We start from the raw sequence: 19999 nt of genomic DNA on the forward strand, positions 1-19999 counted from the left end.
TCACCACCAGCGAATCCGCCCCCATGACGGCACTGTGCAACCACACAGCACGCTACGGAGCATCCCTCACCACTGCTCCCCCGCTACAGGGGGTAGAAAGTTCCGCGCCCGAACCGATACGGCTCCGGTCCTACCGGATCACGAGGTCGTCAAGCCGAGCGCGAGTGTCGGTGATCCGGACACCGCTCCTCGTGGCGGACCCGTTGAAGCTGTCCGCGCTGGAGTACACGGCGGGACCGTCGACGTAGACCTTGATCTTCGCGCCGTCGGCCCTGACCCGCACGGTCGACCCCGGCTTGACCTCGCGGCTCAGTGCCTTACCGATCTGGATGAACCGCCCGTTGACCCGCTTGTAGACCTTCGCGTTGCCCTTGCCCGACCCGTGGACGTCGAGCACGAAGTAGTCCTTGGCGCTGCTCAGTCGCCACACCGGCCCCGCACCCTTCGAGGAGATCGCCGTCATGGTGAGGCTGATGTCGACCGCAGCCTTCTTCGTGTCGACGGTGGCCGCGGATTCACGAACGGCCCCGCTGCTGGCTCGGTAGGCACGGCCAGCAGAGATGCCGTACTTCACTCCGCCGACCGTGGAGTAGGACCGGCCGTGCAGGTCCTTGCCGAGTCCGGTGATCATGTCGGGCCGGTTGAACGAGTCGTAGCGAACCGCCGGTGCCGGCGTCAGGACGTTCTGCCCCTCACGGAGCCGCACCCCGCTCAGTGCTGAGGTGATCGTCTCCGTGATGTGCGCCTGCCCGACGTCGTTCGGGTGCTGCCCGTCGGGCCCGATCATCGTCGCCTTGTTCCATCCGGTGAAGGCATCGGCGATGATGACCGATCCGTCCTTCGGGTACGCCGCGACGACGCTGCGGAGGTAGCGGTTGTACCGGACGACGTCAGCGTCGGTCGGGGGTGACGGGTACCACGCGTAGCCCTTCGTCGTCGACGGGGTGTCGAGCACGATGACGATCGTGGGTGGGAACGGCCCGGTTCCCCGCACCCAGTCGATGAAGCCCCGGACGTTCGCCTTGAACGTGGCCTCGGGCACGTGGCGGCCGACGTCGTTCTGGTTCCCGAGGTACGAGACGACCCCGTAGTCGCCGCGGTTCCACGTCGAGCGCGCGCGGTCGAGGATCTGCGCCGTCGAGGCCCCGCTGATGGTCTCGTTCGACCAGAGCGTCGGATCCGCGCCGAGGCTCGTGCGGACCATGGACGGGTACATCCGGCTCGGCACCGAATCGGAACCGAGTTGCACCTGTCCGAACGAGTGACCGTACGCGGCGTACCGCACACCACGCAGCGCGTCGTTGCCGGGCGACGGAGCGGCCTGCACACCGCCCGGTAGGAGCGCACCGATGACCGCGAGGACGGCAGTGGCCGCCGTGATCACGGCAGAGCGGTGGCCACGGGTCGTGCGCATGTTCGTCCCCCTCCGGACGCCCCATGCGCCGCGACAGATACGGGCGCATCGATCGCACCCCCGCCTACGCTAGGGCAGAAACAAGCTCACCTTCTGCTCCCCGTTCGCGTGACAGGCAGAGGAACGGGGCAACGCATCGCCTAGAGATGACGACCGGACCGGACCGTTCGGTCGGGCGAGCGCTACCGGTCGCGAGCTGCGAGCCACTCATCGAACGTCGGGCCGACCACCTCGACGTCTCCCGCGGGCAGGAGCGCCCCGTCCCGGAACGCCCGGCCCGTCCGGCCCGGGATCGGCATCGGGACGGGCACCACGCCCGGATGCGGCAGCGCCGTCGTCATCGCCCACAGGGACGTCGTCTCGGGCCCGGCGACCTCCACGACCGGCGCGGACCGCCGGCCCGTCGCGACCTCGGCCACCACCGTCGCCACCGCTTCGAGCGACACCGGAGCGATGGTCATCCGCGGCACGAGCGCGATCGGCCCGACGCGCAACCGCTCGAGGTTCTGCGCGGCGAACTCGAACCACTGGGCCGAACGGACGATCGTGGCGCCCCGGCCCGCCGCTCCCGCTGCCCGCTCCTGTGCGGTCTTGCCGGCGAAGTACCCGTAGCCCTGCACCTCGGACCTGGTGCAGTTGAGGATGGACAGCAGCACGTGTCGCGCCCCGGACCGTTCGGCCGCCGCACCGACCACCGCCGTCGAGCGCGTGAAGAAGTCCGTCGCACGCCGCCGACTCGTCGTGAACCGTCCGGTCGCCTCGACGATGACCTGCGGCCGGACCGACGCCAGCCGATCGACCGCGTCGCCCGCGTCGCCCGCGAGCACGTCGAACCCCGATGACCGGGACAACCTCGTGACCGAGCAGCCGTGCGCCCCCAGCGCTGCCTCGATCGCGACTCCGGAGATCCCGCCTCCGACCACTGCAACCCGCATCGTGCCCCCTTCGACTCTACATCCGTAGAGAACACTACGATGGTAGAGGCGAGAGGGGAAGAGCATGGGGCGACGCGAGGACCTGGCGGACGCGGGAGTACGGCTCACCGCTCGCGGTGGGGTCCGAGCCCTGACGCACCGGGCTGTCGACACCGAGGCCGGAGTGCCTGCCGGATCGACGTCGTACTACGCGTCGACGCGGCGCGAACTGACCGCGCTCGTCGTCGCGCGCATCACGGAGCAGCTGTCGACGGAGCTGGGCGCGTTGCGTCTCCACGAGCCGCTCGACGACGCGACGGTCGTCGAGGTCGCCGCCACGTTCCTCCAGGGCCTCACAGAGCGGGCGGAGGCGCAAGCCGCTCGCCTGGCCCTCCTCCTGGAGCTCCGGGACGACGAAGCGCTCCGCGCACCCCTCACCGGCGCCGACCCGGTGCGCGCCGCGCTGCTCGCCACGGCGGAGGACCTGCTCGACCGCATCGGCGTCGACCACCCCCGACGATCCGCGGTCGACCTCGTCGGACTCGTCGATGCACTGCTCCTCTACCGCGTCGCGGGGGTCGCGCCCGTGGACGACCGAGCGGTGCTCGGCGCGTACGTCGCAGGGCTCCCGCGCAGCTGAACGCGCCCTCACCCACTCGCAGCTGCACCGGGCGATCGGCGGGTCCACCCCCTGCCAGGATGAGCGCCGTGGGGAGACGTCGGCTCGTGCTCGGAGGGGTGGTCGCCGCCGTGCTCGTGGCGGCCGGCACGGTGACCGTGGTGTCGGTGACGCACGCGCAGACCGTGGCGGTGCGGCTCCCGCCCGCGAGCGCGTCCTCCGAACAGGTCCTCCGCGTCTACCTCCGGGCCGCGAAGGCACACGACTGCGCCGTCACCGAGGCCCTCACCGACGACAGCGGCGGTCCGGACGCGGCCTGGTGCGGCGGACGCACCCCGTCCTCGTGGTTCGACGACCACCCCGACCTGCTCGGCTACCGGCATGTCGGGGCGGTCTCGCGACTGAGCGCGAAGGAGACGGGCCGGGCGGCGGAGGAGTGCATCCCGGTCGACGTCACCGAGACGAACATGACAGGCGCCGAACCCGGCGACCTCCCCGGGTGGCAGTTCTGCTTCCGCCACACGCCGGCCGGCTGGCGCCTGACCGACGAGGGCTACGGCTGACCCGACGCCGTCGCCGGTTCCCGCGAGCCTCAGTCGGGGCGGACCGGTCCCGCCGCGAGATCGCCCACCACGGTCGTCCACGGTCGCGCGGTCCACGACGTCACGAGTCCCCCGGTCACGTACGGGTCCGTCGCCGCGAACGCCCGCGCACGCCCGAGCGCGTCGTCGCCGACGAAGACGATCAGCGCGGTGAACGGCCCGGTCCCCTCGCCGACCGCACCGCCGAGGAGCAGCTCGCCGCGCTCCGCCGCAGCCCAGGCCGCCCGGAGGTGCTGCTGGCGGAACGCGTCTCGGCGCTCGAGGTAGTCGTCGACGTAGGTGTACTCGAGTACGGCGTGCATGGTCCTGCTCCGATCCTGTCGTGCGCGGGACCCACGGCCCCGCTGACACGAGTGTGGCAGGACCGGCGGGTCCGGTCAGCCCGCCGGCGGCACGATCTGCTCGAGCAACCGCAGCACCCGCTCGCCGTCGACCGCGTCGGGGTCGAGCAGCCACTGCACCTGCAGTCCGTCCGACGCCGCGATGCTCAGGGACGCCAGGTCGACGGGGTCCAGGTCGGCCCGGATCCGCCCGGACGCCTGGTCCGCCTCGATCAACTCCGCCAGGTCCGCCCGCAGCCGGGTGAACCGTTCCCGCATGAACTCTCGCGTGGCGGGGTGCCCCTCCTGCACGGCATCGGCCGCCAGGGTCGTGTACAGCTGCACCAGCCCCGGGACCGCGCGATTCCGCGAGGCGCTCTCCCGCATGTCCCCGATCGCGGACTTCATCCGGTCCGGCGCCCCCTGCTCGCGGACCTCGTGCTCGCGGTAGACCGCGAGCAGTAGTTCGTCGCGGCTCGGGAAGTAGTGCCGCAGCGCCGCGTGGGTGATCCCGAGGGCGTCGGCGACGGATCGCAGCGAGGACGCGTCGACACCCTGCTCGGCGACCATGCGGATCGTCTCATCGAGGATCTGCGTCCGTCGTTCGGCACCCTTGCGGTAGCCGCGTCGCGGCAGGGCCGCGTCGTCGTCGGCAGGGTGCGTCATGCGCCCAACTTACCGCTGGAAGGTTTTTCCGGGAGGCGCGGCTCGGCGCCGTCACGGACCGCCCGGTTCAGGAGTCGTACGGCTCCGCGTCGCCGTCCGGGTCGACCGTGTACTCGTCGACGGGAGCTGGCGCGCCACCGACGAGGGCCTCGGTGATCTGGACGAGGCAGCGGGCAAGGACGTCGTTCTCATCGGAGGACAGGTGGTCCATCACCTCGACCACGGCTTCGTGGAAGCGTGCGTAGGACGCGTCGATCTTCTTCGCCGCCTGCACCGTGGGCTCGAGCACCTGTGCCCGACGGTCGGTGGGGTGCGGGGCGCGGACGAGGTCGCCCTTCTCGACGAGCCCGTCGACGATCTTCGTCACCGACGCGTTCGAGACGTTGAGCATGACGGCGAGGTCCTTGGGCCCCATCGCCCGGCCGTCCCGGTGCGCCTGGAGCATGTACCGGACCGCGAGGAACTCGTTCTTCGTGAGACCGCTCTCCGACCGGGCCTGTTCGAGCTGCTGCTCCTCGGCGTGCTGCAGCCGGAGGAGCGCGTCCACGGCACCCTTCGCGGCACGCGACCGGGGCTCCCGGGCGTAGAGGTGCATGTGCTCGCGGCGGACGACGGTCAACGGCATCTGGTCGGGTGTTCTCTCTGCCTGGTGCGGATCGGGGGTGCGGGGCCTAGGCCGCCGGGACCGAGAAGAAGTCGGCGTAGGACGGTTCGGAGCGACCGGACAGGAGCGACGGGTCCTGGATGCGGCGCTCGACGTAGGCGTCGATGATCGCGGGGTCGGTCAGACCGACGCGCGTGTGGGTGCCGCCGAGCCGTGCCTGTCGCGGCATCCCGGTGTACGTGCTGTGCATTGCGATACCGCCCCTCGTCGACGTTGCTGTCCCCATCGGACGCCCGAAGTCTTTCACAACGTGAACGATCAGCAAAACGAACAATTCGTGTTCTGTACGGTTCACGCACTGAACAGTCAGCCCAACCGAACTACATCCCTGTCATTCATAACGCCCAGAGGGCATGAATAACGCCCAGAGGGCATGAAAAAACCCGGCCCCAGAGGGGCCGGGTGGTATGGGATGACTCTACCAGGACTCGGGCCGTCGGATGTGGGCGACCTGTTCCGGTAGCTGCGCTCCACGCACGTCAGTGTCGGTCAACTGGTACCACCAGTGTCCGCCGACCCCGTCATCTCGGTCGCCGGCGAGCTTGCCGGCCCGGTACCCCGGCGTCGGGTTCACCAGTCCGAGCGGCACGAGGGTCCGCACGTGACGGACGGGGAACTCGAGATCGCTGTCGTTGCTGATGACGATCGCGGCGTCGACACGCTTCGTCAACACGTCGATGAGCAGGTGCGCCGCGACGTTGACGTCGGAGCCCTTCTCCTCGCGCCGGGCGACCGATGCCATGAAGGTCGCTCCGGGGACGTCGGCGCCGTGGGAGTCACGGACCTGGAGCGGCCAGTCGGCGCGCGTCAGCTGCGGGCGTCCCCGCCGATCGGGCGTCGCCAGCGGTGCGGTCGCGACCCGGGTGACGTAGTTGCCCATGGCGAACTCGTCGACCGCGCCGTGCCGTCGAAGCGCTCGGAGGTAGGTGTCCTGGTCGTGTTGCCCCTGCGGGTTCTCCGCACCACTCACCCGGGCGGTGCAGTAGACGACGCGCTCGATGGTGGCCGACCCCCACTGCGCACCCGTTCCGCGCAGCAGGTTCTCGGACAGCGCGCGGAGATCCAGCCACCGCCAGCCCGGAGTGGAACGACCGCAGATGCTCCTCGCGCCGTAGTAGAGGTTGAACCCATCGACGTACACCCCGACTCGCATGAGCAAACGGTACGGGTCCCGCGCCGACGCCCGTGACTCCTGTGTATTTCGCCGGGGATCCCCGGCTCCGAGCGGATTCCGAGCGTTCTTTTGGCACTCGCCAGGCTTGAGTGCTAAAACATGTCGCAGTTGAGTCGAGGGGACTCAACACCAGGCACGAAGGAGTTGACACCGATGACGATGAACTTCGATCCGTTCCGCGAGCTGGACCGTCTCGCCGGCTCCCTCCTCGGCACCGCCGGCCCCCGCTCGATGCCGATGGACCTCTACCGCACGGGTGACCACTACGTCCTCGACGTCGACCTGCCCGGCATCGACCCGGGTTCCGTCGACATCGACGTGGACGGCTCGGTCCTGACCATCCGCGCCGAGCGCACCCTCGGCGCTCCCGAGGGCTCGCAGTGGCTCACCCGAGAGCGCCAGCCGGGCACGTACGTCCGTCAGCTGACGCTCGGCGACGGCCTCGACGCCGAGCGCATCACGGCCGGCTACGACAACGGCGTCCTGAGCGTCACGATCCCCGTGAAGGAGTCGGCTAAGCCCCGCAAGATCGCCGTCACCACGGGCGGTGGCCGCGAGCAGCTCGCCGTCGGCAGCGGGGAGTAGGAGCGGCAGCCGTGTTCGACCTCGTCAACGCCCTGGTCGCGATCGCCGCCGTGACGGTCGCGCTCGCGCTGTCCAGCCTCGACCGACGGACCGCGGTCCTGCTCGGGGCAACGGGCGGCCTCGCGGGGAACTTCCTGACGTGGCTGGCCGTCCCGTCGCTCTGGGACCGGTGGGCCGTGGTGCCGTGGGTCGCCGCCGTCGCCGGCACCGTCCTGCTCATCGCGGGCTGGAGCGCCGTCCGGGCGTACTCGGGCCTGTTCGAGCCGCCGCGTGCGGACGAGACCGACACCGGCGCGCTCCTGACGGTCGGCGGGAGCGGTCGCCGCAGCTGATCGAACCGACGACGCCTCGGGCTCGGTGCACGACGTGCGCCGAGCCCGAGGCGTTCCGGGCGTAGCGTGACGGCGTGGACCTCGAACTGCAGAACCGTGTCGCGCTCGTCGTCGGAGGGAAGGGGTACATCGGCGCCGCCGTCGCCGATCGGCTCCGGGCCGAGGGGGCGACCGTCGTCGTGGCCTCCCGCAGCGCCGGCGACTCCCCCGACAGCGTCGCGATCGACACCGCCGACCAGGCCTCCGTCGACGCCGGTGTCGCGCGGGTGCTCGAGCAGCACGGCCGCATCGACGCCCTCGTCGTGACCGCGGCCCCGAGCGCCGGCACCCTCGACCCGGCGAAGAAGTCCGACCCCGAGCAGGTCCTCACCGCGATCGACGGCAAGGCACTCGGGTTCCTCCGCGTCGCCAACGCGGTGCTGCCGGCCCAGCTTGAGGCCGGGTTCGGACGCGTCGTCGTGATCAGCGGACAGAACGCCTACCTGTCGGGCAACATCACCGCGTCGCTCCGCAACACCGCGGTGAGCGTCATCGCGAAGAACCTCGCCGACGAGGCCGCCGGCTCCGGCGTCACGGTGAACGTCGTCAACCCGGGGCTGGTGACGGACACCCCCAGCACCGAGGTCCGCCCCGGTGGCCCCGGCGACTCCAGCCCGCAGCAGATCGCCGACCTCGTCGCGTTCCTCGCGTCGCCGCTGTCGGTGGTGTCGGGTGAGTCGATCTCGATCGCCCACCGCGTGCTGGGCCAGATCACCATCTGACCGACGGGCGGTCCCGGCAGATCGGTGCGATTCGCGGGCCAGGAGGCGCGGTGCGGGCCCGACCCGCGCCTCCTGGCCGCCACCCGGTCGCGTCGCGACGGACCAGACGCCTTCATCCGTCCGGATGAACGCGTTCACCCGTGCGCCCGATGCCTTGCGGGCGCCGCTCGGCGAGGCTCGGAGCATGGAGTCCTCGACGAAGCACACGATCGCCACCCTGCTGGTCTGCGCCGCGATCGTCACGGTCACGGCCACCGCCCTCATCGCGATGTCGCCGGTCCCGTGACCGGCGGACGACGCCCCCGTGCGATGATCGTGCCGTGACGGAACGGCGCACGTTCATCCGGCCGCTCGCCACCCGCTCGATCATCATCGACGTGGCATGGGCGGTCTTCGCGGCGTTCGTCTTCCTGCTCCCGATCGACCTCGAGCTCGAACACGCGAGCTTCTTCGCGGTCCTCGCCGCGGCCGGGGCGATCGCGCTCCGACGGGTCTCGCCGTCCGCGGCGATGCTCATGATCGTCGTCCTCGGCATCGTCCAGGTCGGCGGCGGCGAGCGGCCGTCGCTCGTCGACATCGCCATCTTCGTGGTCATCGGCACGGCGGCGGTCGTCGGCACGCGCGGTGAGGTCATCGTGTCCGGCCTGCTGGCGTTCGTTGCCGGCATCAGCGCGACGCTCTACCTCGCACTCACCGGCTTCCGGTTCCTCGTCCTCATCAACGGCCCGCGCGACCAGGCGTTCCTGGCGATGGCCGCGCCGGTGACGGCGCTCCTCGGGGTCTGGGCGGGCGGGGTCGCCGTCCGGGCCTTCCGTTCGCGGGACCGCGAGTCCGAACGCCGGGCGGACGCCGAGGCCGCGGCGTCCCGAGCCGAGGCCGTCGCTACCGAGGCCGAGGCCACCGCCACCCGGGCCATCGACGTCGCCGAGTCCGAGCGGATCCGTGCGGACATCGCCCGCGACGTGCACGACGTGGTCGGCCACTCCCTCGCCGTGATCATCGCGCAGGCCGACTCGGTGCCGTTCCTCGCCGACGAGGCCCGCATCCGCGAGGTGAGCGCCACGATCGCGAGCACCGCCCGGAGCTCCCTCGTCGAGGTCCGGCAGGTGCTCGGGCACATCGACGGCTCCGGCGCCTCGACCGACCCGGGGTCGCTCGAGGAGATCGTGCAGGGCATCCGCGAGGCCGGGGTCGACGTCGACCAGGCCGTCCGCGGGGTCCCGGTCGTGCTCGGGCCGGAGAGCGGGACCGCCGCCCGCCGGGTGCTGCAGGAGATGCTCACGAACGCGCTCCGACACGGTGCCCCCGGGATGCCGGTGACGGTGCGGGAGACGTGGCGGTCGGCCGACCTGGTGCTCGAGGTCGAGAACCTCGTCCCGACCGCCGGCACCGTCGGGACGGCCGCGCCCGGCGCCGGCACCGTCGGGACCGGCCCGGTCGCCGTCGGGACCGGCCCGGTCGCCGTCCCGCCGGTGAGCACCCGCGGGTCCGGCCGTGGCCTCGCCGGCATGCAGTCCCGGCTCACCGCACTCGGCGGGTCCTTCGACGCCGCCGTCCTCGACGACGTGTTCGCCGCACGTGCCCGCATCCCGTTCGACGTCCTTGGGGGGACCAACCGATGACCGATCCGATCCGCATCCTGCTCACCGACGACCAGGCGCTGTTCCGAGCCGGCCTCCGCGTCGTGCTCGACGCCCAGGACGACATGGTCGTCGTCGGCGAGGCGTCCGACGGCGCCGAGGCCCTGGCGCGCATCCCCGAGCTGCGACCGGACGTGATGCTCCTCGACATGCGGATGTCGGGCATGGACGGGGTCGAGACCGTCCGGCAGCTGTTCTCCGGCGCGGTCGAGGGGCCGCTCCCCCGCGTGGTCGTGCTGACGACGTTCGGCCTCGACCCCGCTGCCGCCACCGCGATCCGCCTCGGGGCGAGCGGCTTCCTGCTGAAGGACACCACGCCGCCGTTCCTGTTCGCGGCCGTCCGGGCGGTGCACGAGGGGAGCTCGGTGATCGCGCCGAACGACCTCTCGCAGCTGTTCGGCGCCGACGTCGAGCGCGCGCCGGCGCCGCAGCCCGAGGCGTTCCAGTCGCTGACGGACCGGGAGCGCATCGTGTTCGGCTGGGCCTCGCGCGGGTTGTCGAACGCGGAGATCGCGGCGAAGGAGTTCGTCACGGAGTCCACGGTGAAGACGCAGATCTCGAGCATCCTCGGGAAGCTCGCGCTGCGGGACCGGGTACAGCTCGTGGTCTACGCGCACGACCACGGGCTGGCGGGCGCTCGCGACGCCTGAGCGGCGGCACGGCTCAGCTGACGTCGAGCGCCGCCACCTCGTCGAGGATCGTGGCGATCGCCGCCGGGTCGTGCGCGAACCGCCCCAGGAAGAGGCCGCCGATCCGCCCCTGCCCGCGGGTGAGCAGCCCCGGTCCGGCACTGCCGCCGTAGATCACCACGGACCCGGCGAGTTCCGGCCGCGTGGCCAGGTGCTCCTCGATCCCCGCGAGCACCCCCACGACGTGCTCGTCGGGCGCCGGTGCCGGGGCGCCGATGGCCCACACCGGCTCGTACGCCACGACGAGCGGCCCCGCCAGTCCGTCCGCGACCGCGGTCGAGACGGCCCGGTCGAGCTGCGCGGTCACCTCGGCGACGGTCTCCGCTCGGGAGGCGCGGGTCGGCTCCCCGACGCAGACCAGCGGCCGCAGGTGGTTGCGGAAGGCGGCGTGCACCTTCCCCGCGACCTCGTCGTCCGTCTCGTGGAACAGGGAGCGCCGTTCGGCGTGGCCGATCTCGACGAGGTCGACGCCGATCTCGCGCAGCTCCGCACCCGTGACCTCGCCGGTGTACGCCCCCGCGTCGGCCCACGACAGGTCCTGGGCGCCGAGCAGCACGGGAGCACCGGCGTCGGTCAGGATGCGGCGGACCGGGGCGAGCGCCGGGAACGTCGGCACCACGAAGAGGGACGCAGCACCGGACGTCACCGCGGGGTGCCGCCGGGCGACGTCCGCGACCTCGGCCGCCCACGACAGGGTCCGGGCGTGCGAGAAGTACGTCTTGAGCGACACCCCGATGGTGATCACGGCGCGACGGCCTCCACGATCAGCGCGAAGGACACCGCTCCCGGGTCGACCGTCCCGACGGCGTGCTCGGCGTGGGTCCGTGCCCGGCCCTTCCTCGGCAGCAGCTCGGCGGTGCCCTGCGCAGCGTCCTGCGCGGCGGACACCGCCGCACGCCAGGCATCGGGGAGCGCGTCACCGTCGTCGACGCTCGCGCGGAGGGCCTCGCGGAACGGGACGAGCGCGTCCACCATCGTCTTGTCCCCGGGCACCGCGCCGAAGGCGAGGACCGCCTCGGTCGCCGCACCGACGGCCTCGACGACGTCCACACCCGTCGGACGCGAGTCGTCCCCGAGCACGCGACCCAGTGCCTCCAGGGCCGCACCCCAGATCGCACCGGACGTGCCACCGGCCTTGTCGGACCAGGCGTCGCCGGCGATCCGCAGCACACTGCCCGCACCGGCTCCACGCTCGACGGCGTCGGACGCGGCCTCGGCAGCGGCGTGCGATCCCCGCTGCATCCCGATGCCGTGGTCCCCGTCGCCGGCCACCGCGTCGATGCGGCCGAGTTCGTCGGCGTGCTCGTCGATGACCGAGCGGACCGCGGCGAAGCCGGCGGCGACCCGGACGGCGACGGCCCGGGAGTCCTCGCTGGCCGGGCCGACCTCGTCGGGTGCCGCGTCGGCCGCCACCACGGACGGTGCGACACGCTCCGCGGAGACGGCACCGCCCTTGCGGTACGCGGGGGTGTCGGCCGGGGCGGCCCAGAGCTCCTCGAGCTCCGTGTCGAGCCAGAACAGCGTCAGTGAGACGCCGGCCATGTCGAAGCTCGTGACGAGCTCCCCGACCTCGGGCTCGACGATGACGACGCCCGCGTCGACGAGCCGGCGCTGCACCGAGCGGTAGACGACGAAGAGCTCCTCGTACTTCACGCTCCCGAGCCCGTTGAGGATCGGGACGACGCGGGAGCCGGCGGCGGTGACCCCCGGCGGCAGTTCGTCGAGCAACCGGTCGACGAGCAGCGCGGCGAGTCCGTCGGCGCTCGGGACGTCGGCTTCGTCGATGCCGCGTTCACCGTGGATGCCCATGCCGATCGCCATGCGCCCCTCGGGCACGGTGAACAGGGGTTCCTCGGCGCCGGGCAGCGAGCAGCCGGAGAACGCGACGCCGAACGATCGGGTGCGGTCGTTCGCCCGCTCGGCGATCGCCGTGACCGCGTCGAGGTCGTCACCACGTTCCGCGGCCGCTCCGGCGACCTTGAACACGCAGAGGTCACCCGCGATCCCGCGCCGTTCGTGCGCGCGATCGGCGGGCGCGCTCACCACGTCGTCGGTGACCCGCACCGTGCGGACGCTGATCCCGGAGGCCTCGAGCGCGCGTGCGGCAGCGTCGAAGTTGAGGACGTCGCCGGCGTAGTTGCCGTAGCTCAGGAGCACCCCGCCGCCGTGCTCGGATGCATTCGCGACCGCCGTGACCTGCTGCGCGCTCGGGCTGGCGAACAGGTTCCCCATCGCCGCACCGGCCGCGAGCCCGTGCCCGACGAGCCCCCCGAACGCCGGGTAGTGCCCGGACCCGCCGCCGATCACGAGCGCGACCGTGCCGTCCGGCGACGTGGTCGACCGCGCGACCCCGCCGTGGACCTTCCGGACCCACCGCTCGTTCGCGGCGACGAACCCGTCGGTCGACTCGTCGGCGAAGTCCGCCGGGTCGTTGAAGAGCCGGGTCATCGCTCGTCCCCCTGGGTGCGCACGTGCGTGGTGTCGAGCAGCTCGTCCGCCTTCGCGCCACGGAAGTACTTCGTGCAGAAGATCATCACCGCGGCCACGAACGCCAGGACCCCGAGCGACACGATGCCGAACGCTCCGCTGTCCGTGGGCACCACGTCGTTGATCGCCGTGCGCATGATCGGCGCCACGAACCCGCCGAGGTTGCCGAGCGAGTTGATGAGCCCGATGCCCGCGGCCGCTGCGGCCCCGGTCAGGAAGGCCGTCGGGTACGCCCACGTGATCGGTCCCACCGCGAGGAAGCTCGCGACCGCCAGCGTGATGAACAGGATGCCGAGGATCGGCTGCCCGTTCGCGCCGGCCCAGGCGGACCCGAGGATCGACAGGCCGGTGGTGATGTAGAACCAGGTGCCCCAGCGTCGACGACGCCCGACGGTGTCCGCCCGCGAACCGACGAGGTAGCAGGCGACGAGCCCGACGAGCCACGGGATCGCCGCGACCAGTCCGACCTGCCAGCCGACGTCCTGCCCGAGCAGCGACGAGACCTGCTGCGGCAGGTAGAAGGTCGTGCCGTACACGGCGACCTGCAGGCAGAAGTAGATGATCGTGAAGTACCAGACGCGACCGCTGGCCAGTGCCTTCCAGATGCCCGTCGGGCCGTCCTCGCTGCGGGCGGTGTCCTCGCGGGCCATCGCGGCCGTGAGTGAGTCCTTCTCCCCCGGCTCGAGCCACTTCGCCTGCTGCGGACTGTTCGTCAGGAACACCAGGGCCGCGATGCCGGCCAGGACCGCGAGCAGTCCCTCACCCGCGAACATCACCTGCCAGCCGTGGAACGGGGTGGCCTGGTCGCCGAAGCTGATCAGTCCGCCGGACAGCGGTGCGCCGATCATCTGCGAGAACGGCTGCGCCAGGTAGAAGATCGCGAACATCCGCACGCGGACCTTGTTCGGGAACCACTCGGACAGGTACATGATCACGCCGGGGAAGAGCCCCGCCTCGGTCACGCCGAGGATGAAGCGCAGGATGATGAACATCGTGTCGTTCGTCGTGAACGAGAACAGCGCGGCGACGATGCCCCACGTGATCGCGATGCGGGCGAGCCAGAAGCGTGCACCCAGGCGCTTGAGCAGCAGGTTCGACGGGATCTCGAAGATCGCGTAGCCGATGAAGAAGATGCCGGCACCGAGCGCGAAGGCGGCGTCGGAGATGCCGCGGTCGACGCTCAGGGCCTCCTCGGCGAACCCGACGTTGGTGCGGTCGAGGAACGCGACGAAGTACAGGATGACGAGCATCGGCATGAGGTGCTTCGTCGCCTTGCCGATCGCCGACTTCAAGGCCGGGTCGTGCGTGGACCCGAGCGCGGGGGCAGGGGGAAGTGACACGGGTTCGCTCCTTTGCGAGCACGGTGCGGTGGGTTGGGAGGGGACGGTGGACCCGTCAGTGCATGTACAGGCCGCCGTCGACGTTCAGCGTCTGGCCCGTGACGAACCCGGCGTCCTCGCTGATGAGGTAGGCGATCGCGGCGGCGATGTCCCTCGGGGTGCCGATCCGCGACAGCACGCCGTCGGCGGCCATCGCGGTCTTGCGCTCCTCGGTCAGGGTGCCGCCCATGATGTCGGTGTCGATCGGCCCGGGGGCGATCGCGTTGACGGTGACGCCCTGCGGCCCGAGCTCGCGGGCGAGGCCACGGGTCAGACCGATCACGCCGGCCTTCGCGACCGTGTACGGGGTCTTGCTGAAGGTGCCGCCGCCGCGCTGGGCGGAGACCGACGACAGGTTCACGATGCGGCCGTAGCCGTTCCGCACCATCGACTCCGCCGCCCGCAGGCTCGCGAAGTGCACGCCGTCGAGGTTGATCGACAGCACGCGGTGCCACTCCCCCTCCGGGAGGTCGAGGTACGCGTGCGCCGAGGACACCCCGGCGAGGTTGACCAGGGCGACGATCGGGTCGAGCTCGGCCTCGATCGTGTCGAAGGCGGCCCGGACGGCGGTCTCGTCGGCGACGTTCGCGCCCACCCCGACGGCCCGGACGCCGTGCTGCTCGCGGATCTCGGTGGCGACCGCCGCGCTGGCGTCCTGGTCAAGGTCGATGATGCCGATGTCCCACCCGGCCTCGGCGAGGTGGTGGGCGGTGGCGCGGCCGATCCCCCGGGGCGATGCGGCCCCGGTCAGGACGGCGGTGCGGTGCTGCTGTTCGTTGTCCATGGTGTTCCGCCTCAGTGGATCGGGGCCGGGCCGAGCTCGTCGAGGAGCTTCTGCATCGCGACGTAGGCCTTGTTGCGGTAGGCGACGAGTTCCGGCGTGCGGTCGGCGGGCACCTCGAGGTACCCGGCACCCGACTTCGTGCCGAGCTCGCCCGCGTCGACGTGCTGCTGCAGGGACGGCGGGGTCGCGAAGCGCTCGGGCCAGCGGGTCTGCAGCGACTCGAAGCAGAACGCGTACACGTCGAGTCCGGCCATGTCGGCGATCGCGAACGGGCCGAAGAACGGCAGGCGGAAGCCGAACGTGGTCCGCACGATGGTGTCGATGTCGTCGGGGGTCGCGATGCCCTCGTCGGCGATCTTCGTGGCTTCCTCGAACAGTGCGTACTGCAGGCGGTTCAGCACGAACCCGGTCGAGTCCTTCACCCGCGCCGACTGCTTGCCCGTGGCCGCGACGACGGTCTCGCCGACCGTGATCGCGTGCTCGTTCGTCGTCGGGTGCGGGATGAGCTCGACGCCGGGGATGAACGGCGCCGGGTTCGAGAAGTGCACGCCGAGGAACCGCTCCGGACCCACGACGGCCTCGGCCAGCGACTCGATGAGGATCGTCGACGTGTTCGAGCCGATGACGGCGTCCGGGCGGGCGGCCTCGCTGATGCGCCGGAGCGTCGCGTGCTTGATCTCGAGCTTCTCGGGGACGGCCTCCTCGATGAAGTCGGCCGAGGCGACCGCTTCCTCGATCGAGGCGGCGGCGCTGAGGTGGGCGTCCACCCGCGACACGGCATCAGCGGGGAACAGCCCGTCCGCGACGAACTGCTCCGTCTCGGTGATGAGCCGGGCGCGGTTGGACGCGGCGATCTCCGCCGAGACGTCGGCGATCCGGACGGTGTGACCGGCGAGGGCGAGGACCTGGGCGATCCCGCCGCCCATGTAGCCGGATCCGACGACGGCGATGTCGAGGGTGCTCATCGGGTGACTCCTTGCTTCGTCGCCCCGACCACCGAGGTGGCGAGGACGGAACGGATGTACTGCTGGTTGGTGGCGCAGACGCCGAGGCTGTCCCCGCCGTACTGCTCGGTCATGACGATCCCGCGGAAGCCGTCGGCGACCGCGTCGCGCAGGACCTGGCGGTAGTTGATGAGTCCGGCCTCCATGGTGCTCGGCGCGCTCGTCGCCCAGCTGCCGTCGCCGGCCTCGTCCCGCGTGTAGTTCTTCACGTGGAGGTAGTTCGTGTACGGCAGGGTCTTCGCGAACAGCTCCTTCCAGTCCTCGACCGGACGGTGCAGACGGATGAGGTTCGCGACGTCGGCGTTCAGCCCGACGTTGTCGAGGCCGATCTCCTCGACGAGTCGGACGGCGCTGTCCGCCGTGCCGAGGTAGGTGTCCTCGTACAGCTCCAGCGCCATCGGGAGTCCGACGCTCGCGGCGTGCTCGCCGAGCTCACGCAGACGGGACACGGCGGCGGCACGGACCTCCGCGTCGTCCGGGTCCTTCGGGCCCTGCGCGGTCCAGAACCAGAGCGCCTTCCGCTGGGCCTCGTTGAACGGCTGGTGGAGCCCCGTCGAGAACACCTGCATGCCCCACTCGGCCGCCGCATCGATCGTGCGGTGGGCGTAGGCGAGGTTGTCCTCCTCGTGCCCGGGCTGGACGACGCTCTTGCGCTGCAGGTGCACCGACGGGATGCCGACGCCGTGCGCCTTCGCGATCGCGAACAGCTCGTCGCGGCGGGACCGTTCGAGGTCGGCGGGCCGGATGTGGCTGTCGGCGAGTTCGGCGAGCGAGAACCCGACGGCTTCGATCTGGGCGAACACGTCGTCCCACACGGCCGGGTCCGCGTCGTGGAAGGCGACGCCGTCGCGCGTCGCCTGCGGGAACCCGTGCAGACACGTCGCGATCGGCCAGGTGTCGGCCGTCCAGCTGCTGGAGTCCCAGTCTTGGTCGACCCAGTCCTGCGGTGTGCTCACGGGATGCTCCTTCGCATGTCGGGGTTCGTCGTCGAACCTCTTTCCTATAGGAAAGATACTCCGTCGTCGGAGATTCGCAACCGATCGGACCAAACCCCTCGTCCGGGGGGCTCCGAAGGAGGGCGGGCACGGAGGATCAGGACGCCCGTCCCGTTGACCCGAACCTCGGGACGGGCGTCCGCCCGGGCCGGATCAGGCGGTGTGCGACGCGTCCGCTCGCGACCGGAGCCGCACGGCATCGATGTGGTGCCGCATCGCCGCGACCGCCGATGCGGGGTCCTCGGCCAGTGCGTCGAGGACGGCGCGGTGCTCCTGCACGGCACGGTCGGTGTCGTCGCCACCACCCTCGACGATCTGCCGCATCCGGTGGACGCGGGTCGTGATGATCTCGGACATCTCCTCGAGGAACGGGTTCCGCGTCGCGTCGAAGACGACCTGGTGGAACTGCCAGTCGGCACGGAAGAACCGCGCCATCAGCTCCTCGGACGCCGCACCCGCACCGATCGCGGCGATCTCCTCGGCCACGGCCGCCTGCTCGGCGAGCGCCGTCGCCAACCGTGACCGCAGGGCGGGGACGTCGCCGCGCGCAGCCAGCTCGACGGCGCCCGACTCCACGATGAGTCGGGCGTCGAAGAGGGCCTCGAGCTGGTCGCCGGCGAGCGGCGGGGACACCCGGTACCCCTTGTTGGCCTCACGCGTGACGAGCCCGGTGCGTTCGAGCTGCACGAGCGCCTCGCGCACCGGGGTCGGCGAGACGCCGAGGGAGCGGGCCAGTCCGTCGATCGACAGGCGCATGCCCGGTTCGACGTCGTGCCCCATCAGGACCTCGAGCACCCGGTCGTAGACGCGGTCGCGCAGCCCGAGCTGGGTGATGCGCTCGGTCCCGAAGCCCGGCATCGTGGTCGACATGCATCGATCCTAGAGAATCCAGGATCACGGGCGCCTCGACCCGCTCCGGATCAGTAGAGCGCGTCGATGCCGATCAGGTCGCCGAGGCCGAGGGTCCGCTGGCCGGTCTCGCACGTCGTCGACGCGGGCTTCATCACGAGGCCGCTCGTCGCCGCGGTGTGCCCGAGGCCGTACGCGTGCCCCCATTCGTGCGTGGCGACCCCGCGCAGGTCGAAGCGCTTCCCCGAGCAGGTCGACGCGGCGGACCAGTCGACCGACGTCGAGTACCGCTGGTCGGCCTCGACCGCGACGCCCGAGCGCGACCAGACGCAGGTCACCGCGAGGGTCCCGGCGCGCAGCGATCCCCACCCGACCATGTTCGAGCCGTCGGACGCGCCGCAGCCACCGGTGGCGGTGACGCCCATCGCGCGCTTCCGGCTGCCGAGGGGCGTGTCGTCCGCCGTCGACTTCACCGTCCGGCCGCACGCCGACGTGGTCCCGGTCCAGGCGTCGGCACCGGCGCCGATGGCTGCTGCGCCGGACACCTTCTGGTTGTTCGGGTTGTAACTCCACTCGACGGTGTTGGCCCAGCGGAAGCCGAGCTTCGTGTACGCCGTCGCGGAGCAGCTGGACGTCTTGCCCGTGGCCGCCGTCGACGACGACGCTCCGCCCGTGGCCCGGAGTCCGGAACCGCCCGGGAGCGTCCGGTGCGCGAGGGCGGCACGCTCCTGGCGGATGGCTGCCGGCGCCCCGGACCATTGGTCGTGCACGAGGACCGCGACTCCCGAGCGGCCGGTGTTCGTCACCGACACGTCCCCGTCGTCGGCACTGCCCGCGGCGCCGACCGGCATCGCGGAGACCGTCGTCCCGACCGGCGGCACCCGGAACTGCCGACCATCCGGCAGCACTAACGTGCCGGACGACACGGCACACCCCGACGACAGCGCGGCGACGGTGATCCGGTCCCCGCGGCAGGACGGTGCGGCATCGGCGTGCGGGACGCCGACCGACGTGGAGACGACCGCGGCGAGCGCGATCCCGAGCACGACCGCCCCTGCGGTCACGGTGGACATCCGCACGTTGTCGACCCTCCTGGTCCCCTGTACCGGCAGCCCCCTGCCGGGCGCAGTCAGTGTGCGGACCCCCGGACGGCGCGGTCAACCCCCCCGAACTGGCCGTGCACACGCGCCGAGACTGTGCTCAGGGCACCCGCACGAACCGCGGCGCACCCCGCTCTCGCAACCGGAACCCGAGGTGCTGGTACAGCCCGATCGCCCCGGTGTTGCCGGCGGCGGCGTGCATGAGCGGCGTCTCGCCCCGCGCGCGGATGCCGTGCGCGACGTCGAGCACGAGGCGCCGTCCGAGCCCCTGCCCGCGGAAGTCGGCGTCCGTGCACACCGCACTGATCTCGGTCCACCCCGGCGGGTGCAGGCGCTCCCCGGCCATCGCGATGAGGCGGCCCTCGCGCCGGACGCCGACGTACCGGCCGAGCTCGATCGTGCGGGGCAGGAACGGCCCGGGCTTCGTGCGGGCGATGAGCTCGAGGATCTCGGGGACGTCGTCGGGGGTGAGCTCGACGGCCTCGGGGTCCGGAGCGCCCTCGATGTCCTCGCCGGTGAGCTGCACGCCCCCGGAACCCTCGACGGCGTGCCAGCCCTCGGGGAGGACGGCGGACGCACCGACGCCGAACACCGCACCGGGTCCGAGCAGCGCGCGCACGTCGTCCCAGTCCGCGGCCGTCGGTCGCTCCGGGATCCCGGTCCAGACCGACACGTCGGGCAGGTACCGCGCGATGTCGCCGCGACGCTCGGCGAACCGGGCGTGCTCGCCGTTCAGGGACGCGAGCGCGGGGTTGTCGAGCAGCCGGGTCGGGGTGCCGTCGTCGGCGATCGTGAGGTCGAGCGTCCGCACCGCCGCGCCGCGGGGGTCGCCGCCGCGGAAGCCGAGGTCCTCGAGGCGACGCCGGTCCCCGTCCTCCCAGCCGGCCGTGTCCGCGACGGCGGCGGCGGCGTAGGTGTTGCGGGCGTGGTCGACGACGGCCTCGACGTCCGTCGCGGTGGTCAGGACGACCGCTCCGGGTCGGGTCAGGTCGGTCGTCGGGGCATCGGTCGTCATGGGTCC

General features: G+C 71.7%; 23 protein-coding genes. 7 read left to right on the top strand and 16 right to left on the bottom strand.

Features of this window, described 5'->3' with window-relative positions:
• Positions 1–130: 130 nt before the first annotated feature.
• Positions 131–1414, bottom strand: coding sequence for an SGNH/GDSL hydrolase family protein (locus tag HWD93_RS01450; RefSeq protein WP_261645818.1), 1284 nt, complete (start codon positions 1412–1414; stop codon positions 131–133).
• 182 nt (positions 1415–1596) lie between these two features.
• Positions 1597–2349 (bottom strand): hypothetical protein, encoded by a 753-nt coding sequence (locus tag HWD93_RS01455; RefSeq protein WP_261645819.1) that lies wholly within the window; start codon positions 2347–2349, stop codon positions 1597–1599.
• Between the two features lie 64 nt (positions 2350–2413).
• Here HWD93_RS01455 and HWD93_RS01460 point away from each other — a divergent pair, with 64 nt between their 5' ends.
• Together HWD93_RS01460 and HWD93_RS01465 are read left to right on the top strand one after the other, a co-directional pair.
• Complete coding sequence (locus HWD93_RS01460; RefSeq protein WP_261645820.1) at positions 2414–2968, top strand: TetR/AcrR family transcriptional regulator; 555 nt, start codon at positions 2414–2416, stop codon at positions 2966–2968.
• 68 nt (positions 2969–3036) lie between these two features.
• Positions 3037–3510 (top strand): hypothetical protein, encoded by a 474-nt coding sequence (locus HWD93_RS01465; protein WP_261645821.1) that lies wholly within the window; start codon positions 3037–3039, stop codon positions 3508–3510.
• A 29-nt stretch (positions 3511–3539) separates the two neighbouring features.
• Here HWD93_RS01465 and HWD93_RS01470 read toward each other — a convergent pair whose 3' ends face one another.
• From HWD93_RS01470 to HWD93_RS01490, 5 genes are all read right to left on the bottom strand, one after another.
• The gene (locus HWD93_RS01470; RefSeq protein ID WP_070417398.1) at positions 3540–3851 is read right to left on the bottom strand and encodes a YciI-like protein; all 312 of its coding nucleotides are present in this window, start codon (positions 3849–3851) and stop codon (positions 3540–3542) included.
• A 75-nt stretch (positions 3852–3926) separates the two neighbouring features.
• A complete protein-coding gene (locus HWD93_RS01475; protein ID WP_071294276.1) occupies positions 3927–4535 on the bottom strand; it encodes a TetR/AcrR family transcriptional regulator in 609 nt (202 codons plus the stop codon).
• 67 nt (positions 4536–4602) lie between these two features.
• Positions 4603–5160, bottom strand: a complete 558-nt coding sequence (locus HWD93_RS01480) for a MarR family winged helix-turn-helix transcriptional regulator (RefSeq protein ID WP_261645822.1) — start codon at positions 5158–5160, stop codon at positions 4603–4605.
• Positions 5161–5206: 46 nt separating this feature from the next.
• A complete protein-coding gene (locus HWD93_RS01485) occupies positions 5207–5389 on the bottom strand; it encodes a hypothetical protein (protein WP_070417401.1) in 183 nt (60 codons plus the stop codon).
• A gap of 228 nt (positions 5390–5617) precedes the next feature.
• On the bottom strand, positions 5618–6352 hold the full coding sequence (locus tag HWD93_RS01490) for an NYN domain-containing protein (RefSeq protein ID WP_261645823.1): 735 nt from the start codon (positions 6350–6352) through the stop codon (positions 5618–5620).
• 174 nt (positions 6353–6526) lie between these two features.
• Between HWD93_RS01490 and HWD93_RS01495 the strand changes: the two genes are divergently transcribed.
• From HWD93_RS01495 to HWD93_RS01515, 5 genes are all read left to right on the top strand, one after another.
• Entirely contained in the window at positions 6527–6958 is a 432-nt protein-coding gene (locus tag HWD93_RS01495; protein ID WP_071294275.1) for an Hsp20/alpha crystallin family protein, read from the top strand.
• Between the two features lie 11 nt (positions 6959–6969).
• Positions 6970–7290 carry a hypothetical protein gene (locus tag HWD93_RS01500; RefSeq protein WP_071302246.1) on the top strand — a complete coding sequence of 107 codons (321 nt, stop codon included), beginning with the start codon at positions 6970–6972 and terminating at the stop codon, positions 7288–7290.
• A gap of 74 nt (positions 7291–7364) precedes the next feature.
• The gene (locus tag HWD93_RS01505) at positions 7365–8051 is read left to right on the top strand and encodes an SDR family oxidoreductase (protein WP_261645824.1); all 687 of its coding nucleotides are present in this window, start codon (positions 7365–7367) and stop codon (positions 8049–8051) included.
• A gap of 320 nt (positions 8052–8371) precedes the next feature.
• Complete coding sequence (locus HWD93_RS01510; protein WP_139199239.1) at positions 8372–9673, top strand: sensor histidine kinase; 1302 nt, start codon at positions 8372–8374, stop codon at positions 9671–9673.
• A complete protein-coding gene (locus tag HWD93_RS01515) occupies positions 9670–10341 on the top strand; it encodes a response regulator transcription factor (protein ID WP_070417406.1) in 672 nt (223 codons plus the stop codon). Before HWD93_RS01510 ends, HWD93_RS01515 begins: the two co-directional genes overlap by 4 nt.
• Positions 10342–10354: 13 nt before the next feature.
• Here HWD93_RS01515 and HWD93_RS01520 read toward each other — a convergent pair whose 3' ends face one another.
• The 9 genes from HWD93_RS01520 to HWD93_RS01560 all read right to left on the bottom strand — a co-directional run bounded on the left by HWD93_RS01520 (position 10355) and on the right by HWD93_RS01560 (position 19993).
• Positions 10355–11125: a triose-phosphate isomerase family protein gene (locus HWD93_RS01520; RefSeq protein WP_261645825.1), complete on the bottom strand. Its 771-nt coding sequence runs from the start codon at positions 11123–11125 to the stop codon at positions 10355–10357.
• The gene (locus tag HWD93_RS01525) at positions 11122–12828 is read right to left on the bottom strand and encodes a dihydroxyacetone kinase family protein (protein WP_261645826.1); all 1707 of its coding nucleotides are present in this window, start codon (positions 12826–12828) and stop codon (positions 11122–11124) included. The genes HWD93_RS01520 and HWD93_RS01525 overlap by 4 nt, the downstream gene beginning before the upstream one ends.
• Positions 12825–14207, bottom strand: coding sequence for an MFS transporter (locus tag HWD93_RS01530; RefSeq protein WP_071294269.1), 1383 nt, complete (start codon positions 14205–14207; stop codon positions 12825–12827). Before HWD93_RS01530 ends, HWD93_RS01525 begins: the two co-directional genes overlap by 4 nt.
• A gap of 55 nt (positions 14208–14262) precedes the next feature.
• Positions 14263–15030, bottom strand: a complete 768-nt coding sequence (locus HWD93_RS01535) for an SDR family NAD(P)-dependent oxidoreductase (protein ID WP_261645827.1) — start codon at positions 15028–15030, stop codon at positions 14263–14265.
• Between the two features lie 11 nt (positions 15031–15041).
• A complete protein-coding gene (locus HWD93_RS01540; RefSeq protein WP_092385676.1) occupies positions 15042–15995 on the bottom strand; it encodes a 3-hydroxyacyl-CoA dehydrogenase family protein in 954 nt (317 codons plus the stop codon).
• The gene (locus HWD93_RS01545; RefSeq protein WP_261645828.1) at positions 15992–16990 is read right to left on the bottom strand and encodes a sugar phosphate isomerase/epimerase; all 999 of its coding nucleotides are present in this window, start codon (positions 16988–16990) and stop codon (positions 15992–15994) included. The genes HWD93_RS01540 and HWD93_RS01545 overlap by 4 nt, the downstream gene beginning before the upstream one ends.
• A gap of 192 nt (positions 16991–17182) precedes the next feature.
• Positions 17183–17899 carry a GntR family transcriptional regulator gene (locus HWD93_RS01550; protein ID WP_070417415.1) on the bottom strand — a complete coding sequence of 239 codons (717 nt, stop codon included), beginning with the start codon at positions 17897–17899 and terminating at the stop codon, positions 17183–17185.
• A 50-nt stretch (positions 17900–17949) separates the two neighbouring features.
• Positions 17950–18951, bottom strand: a complete 1002-nt coding sequence (locus HWD93_RS01555) for a matrixin family metalloprotease (protein ID WP_261645829.1) — start codon at positions 18949–18951, stop codon at positions 17950–17952.
• A gap of 127 nt (positions 18952–19078) precedes the next feature.
• Complete coding sequence (locus HWD93_RS01560; RefSeq protein WP_261645830.1) at positions 19079–19993, bottom strand: GNAT family N-acetyltransferase; 915 nt, start codon at positions 19991–19993, stop codon at positions 19079–19081.
• Positions 19994–19999: the final 6 nt, after the last annotated feature.

Source organism: Curtobacterium sp. C2H10, from assembly GCF_025407985.1.
GTDB lineage: Bacteria > Actinomycetota > Actinomycetes > Actinomycetales > Microbacteriaceae > Curtobacterium.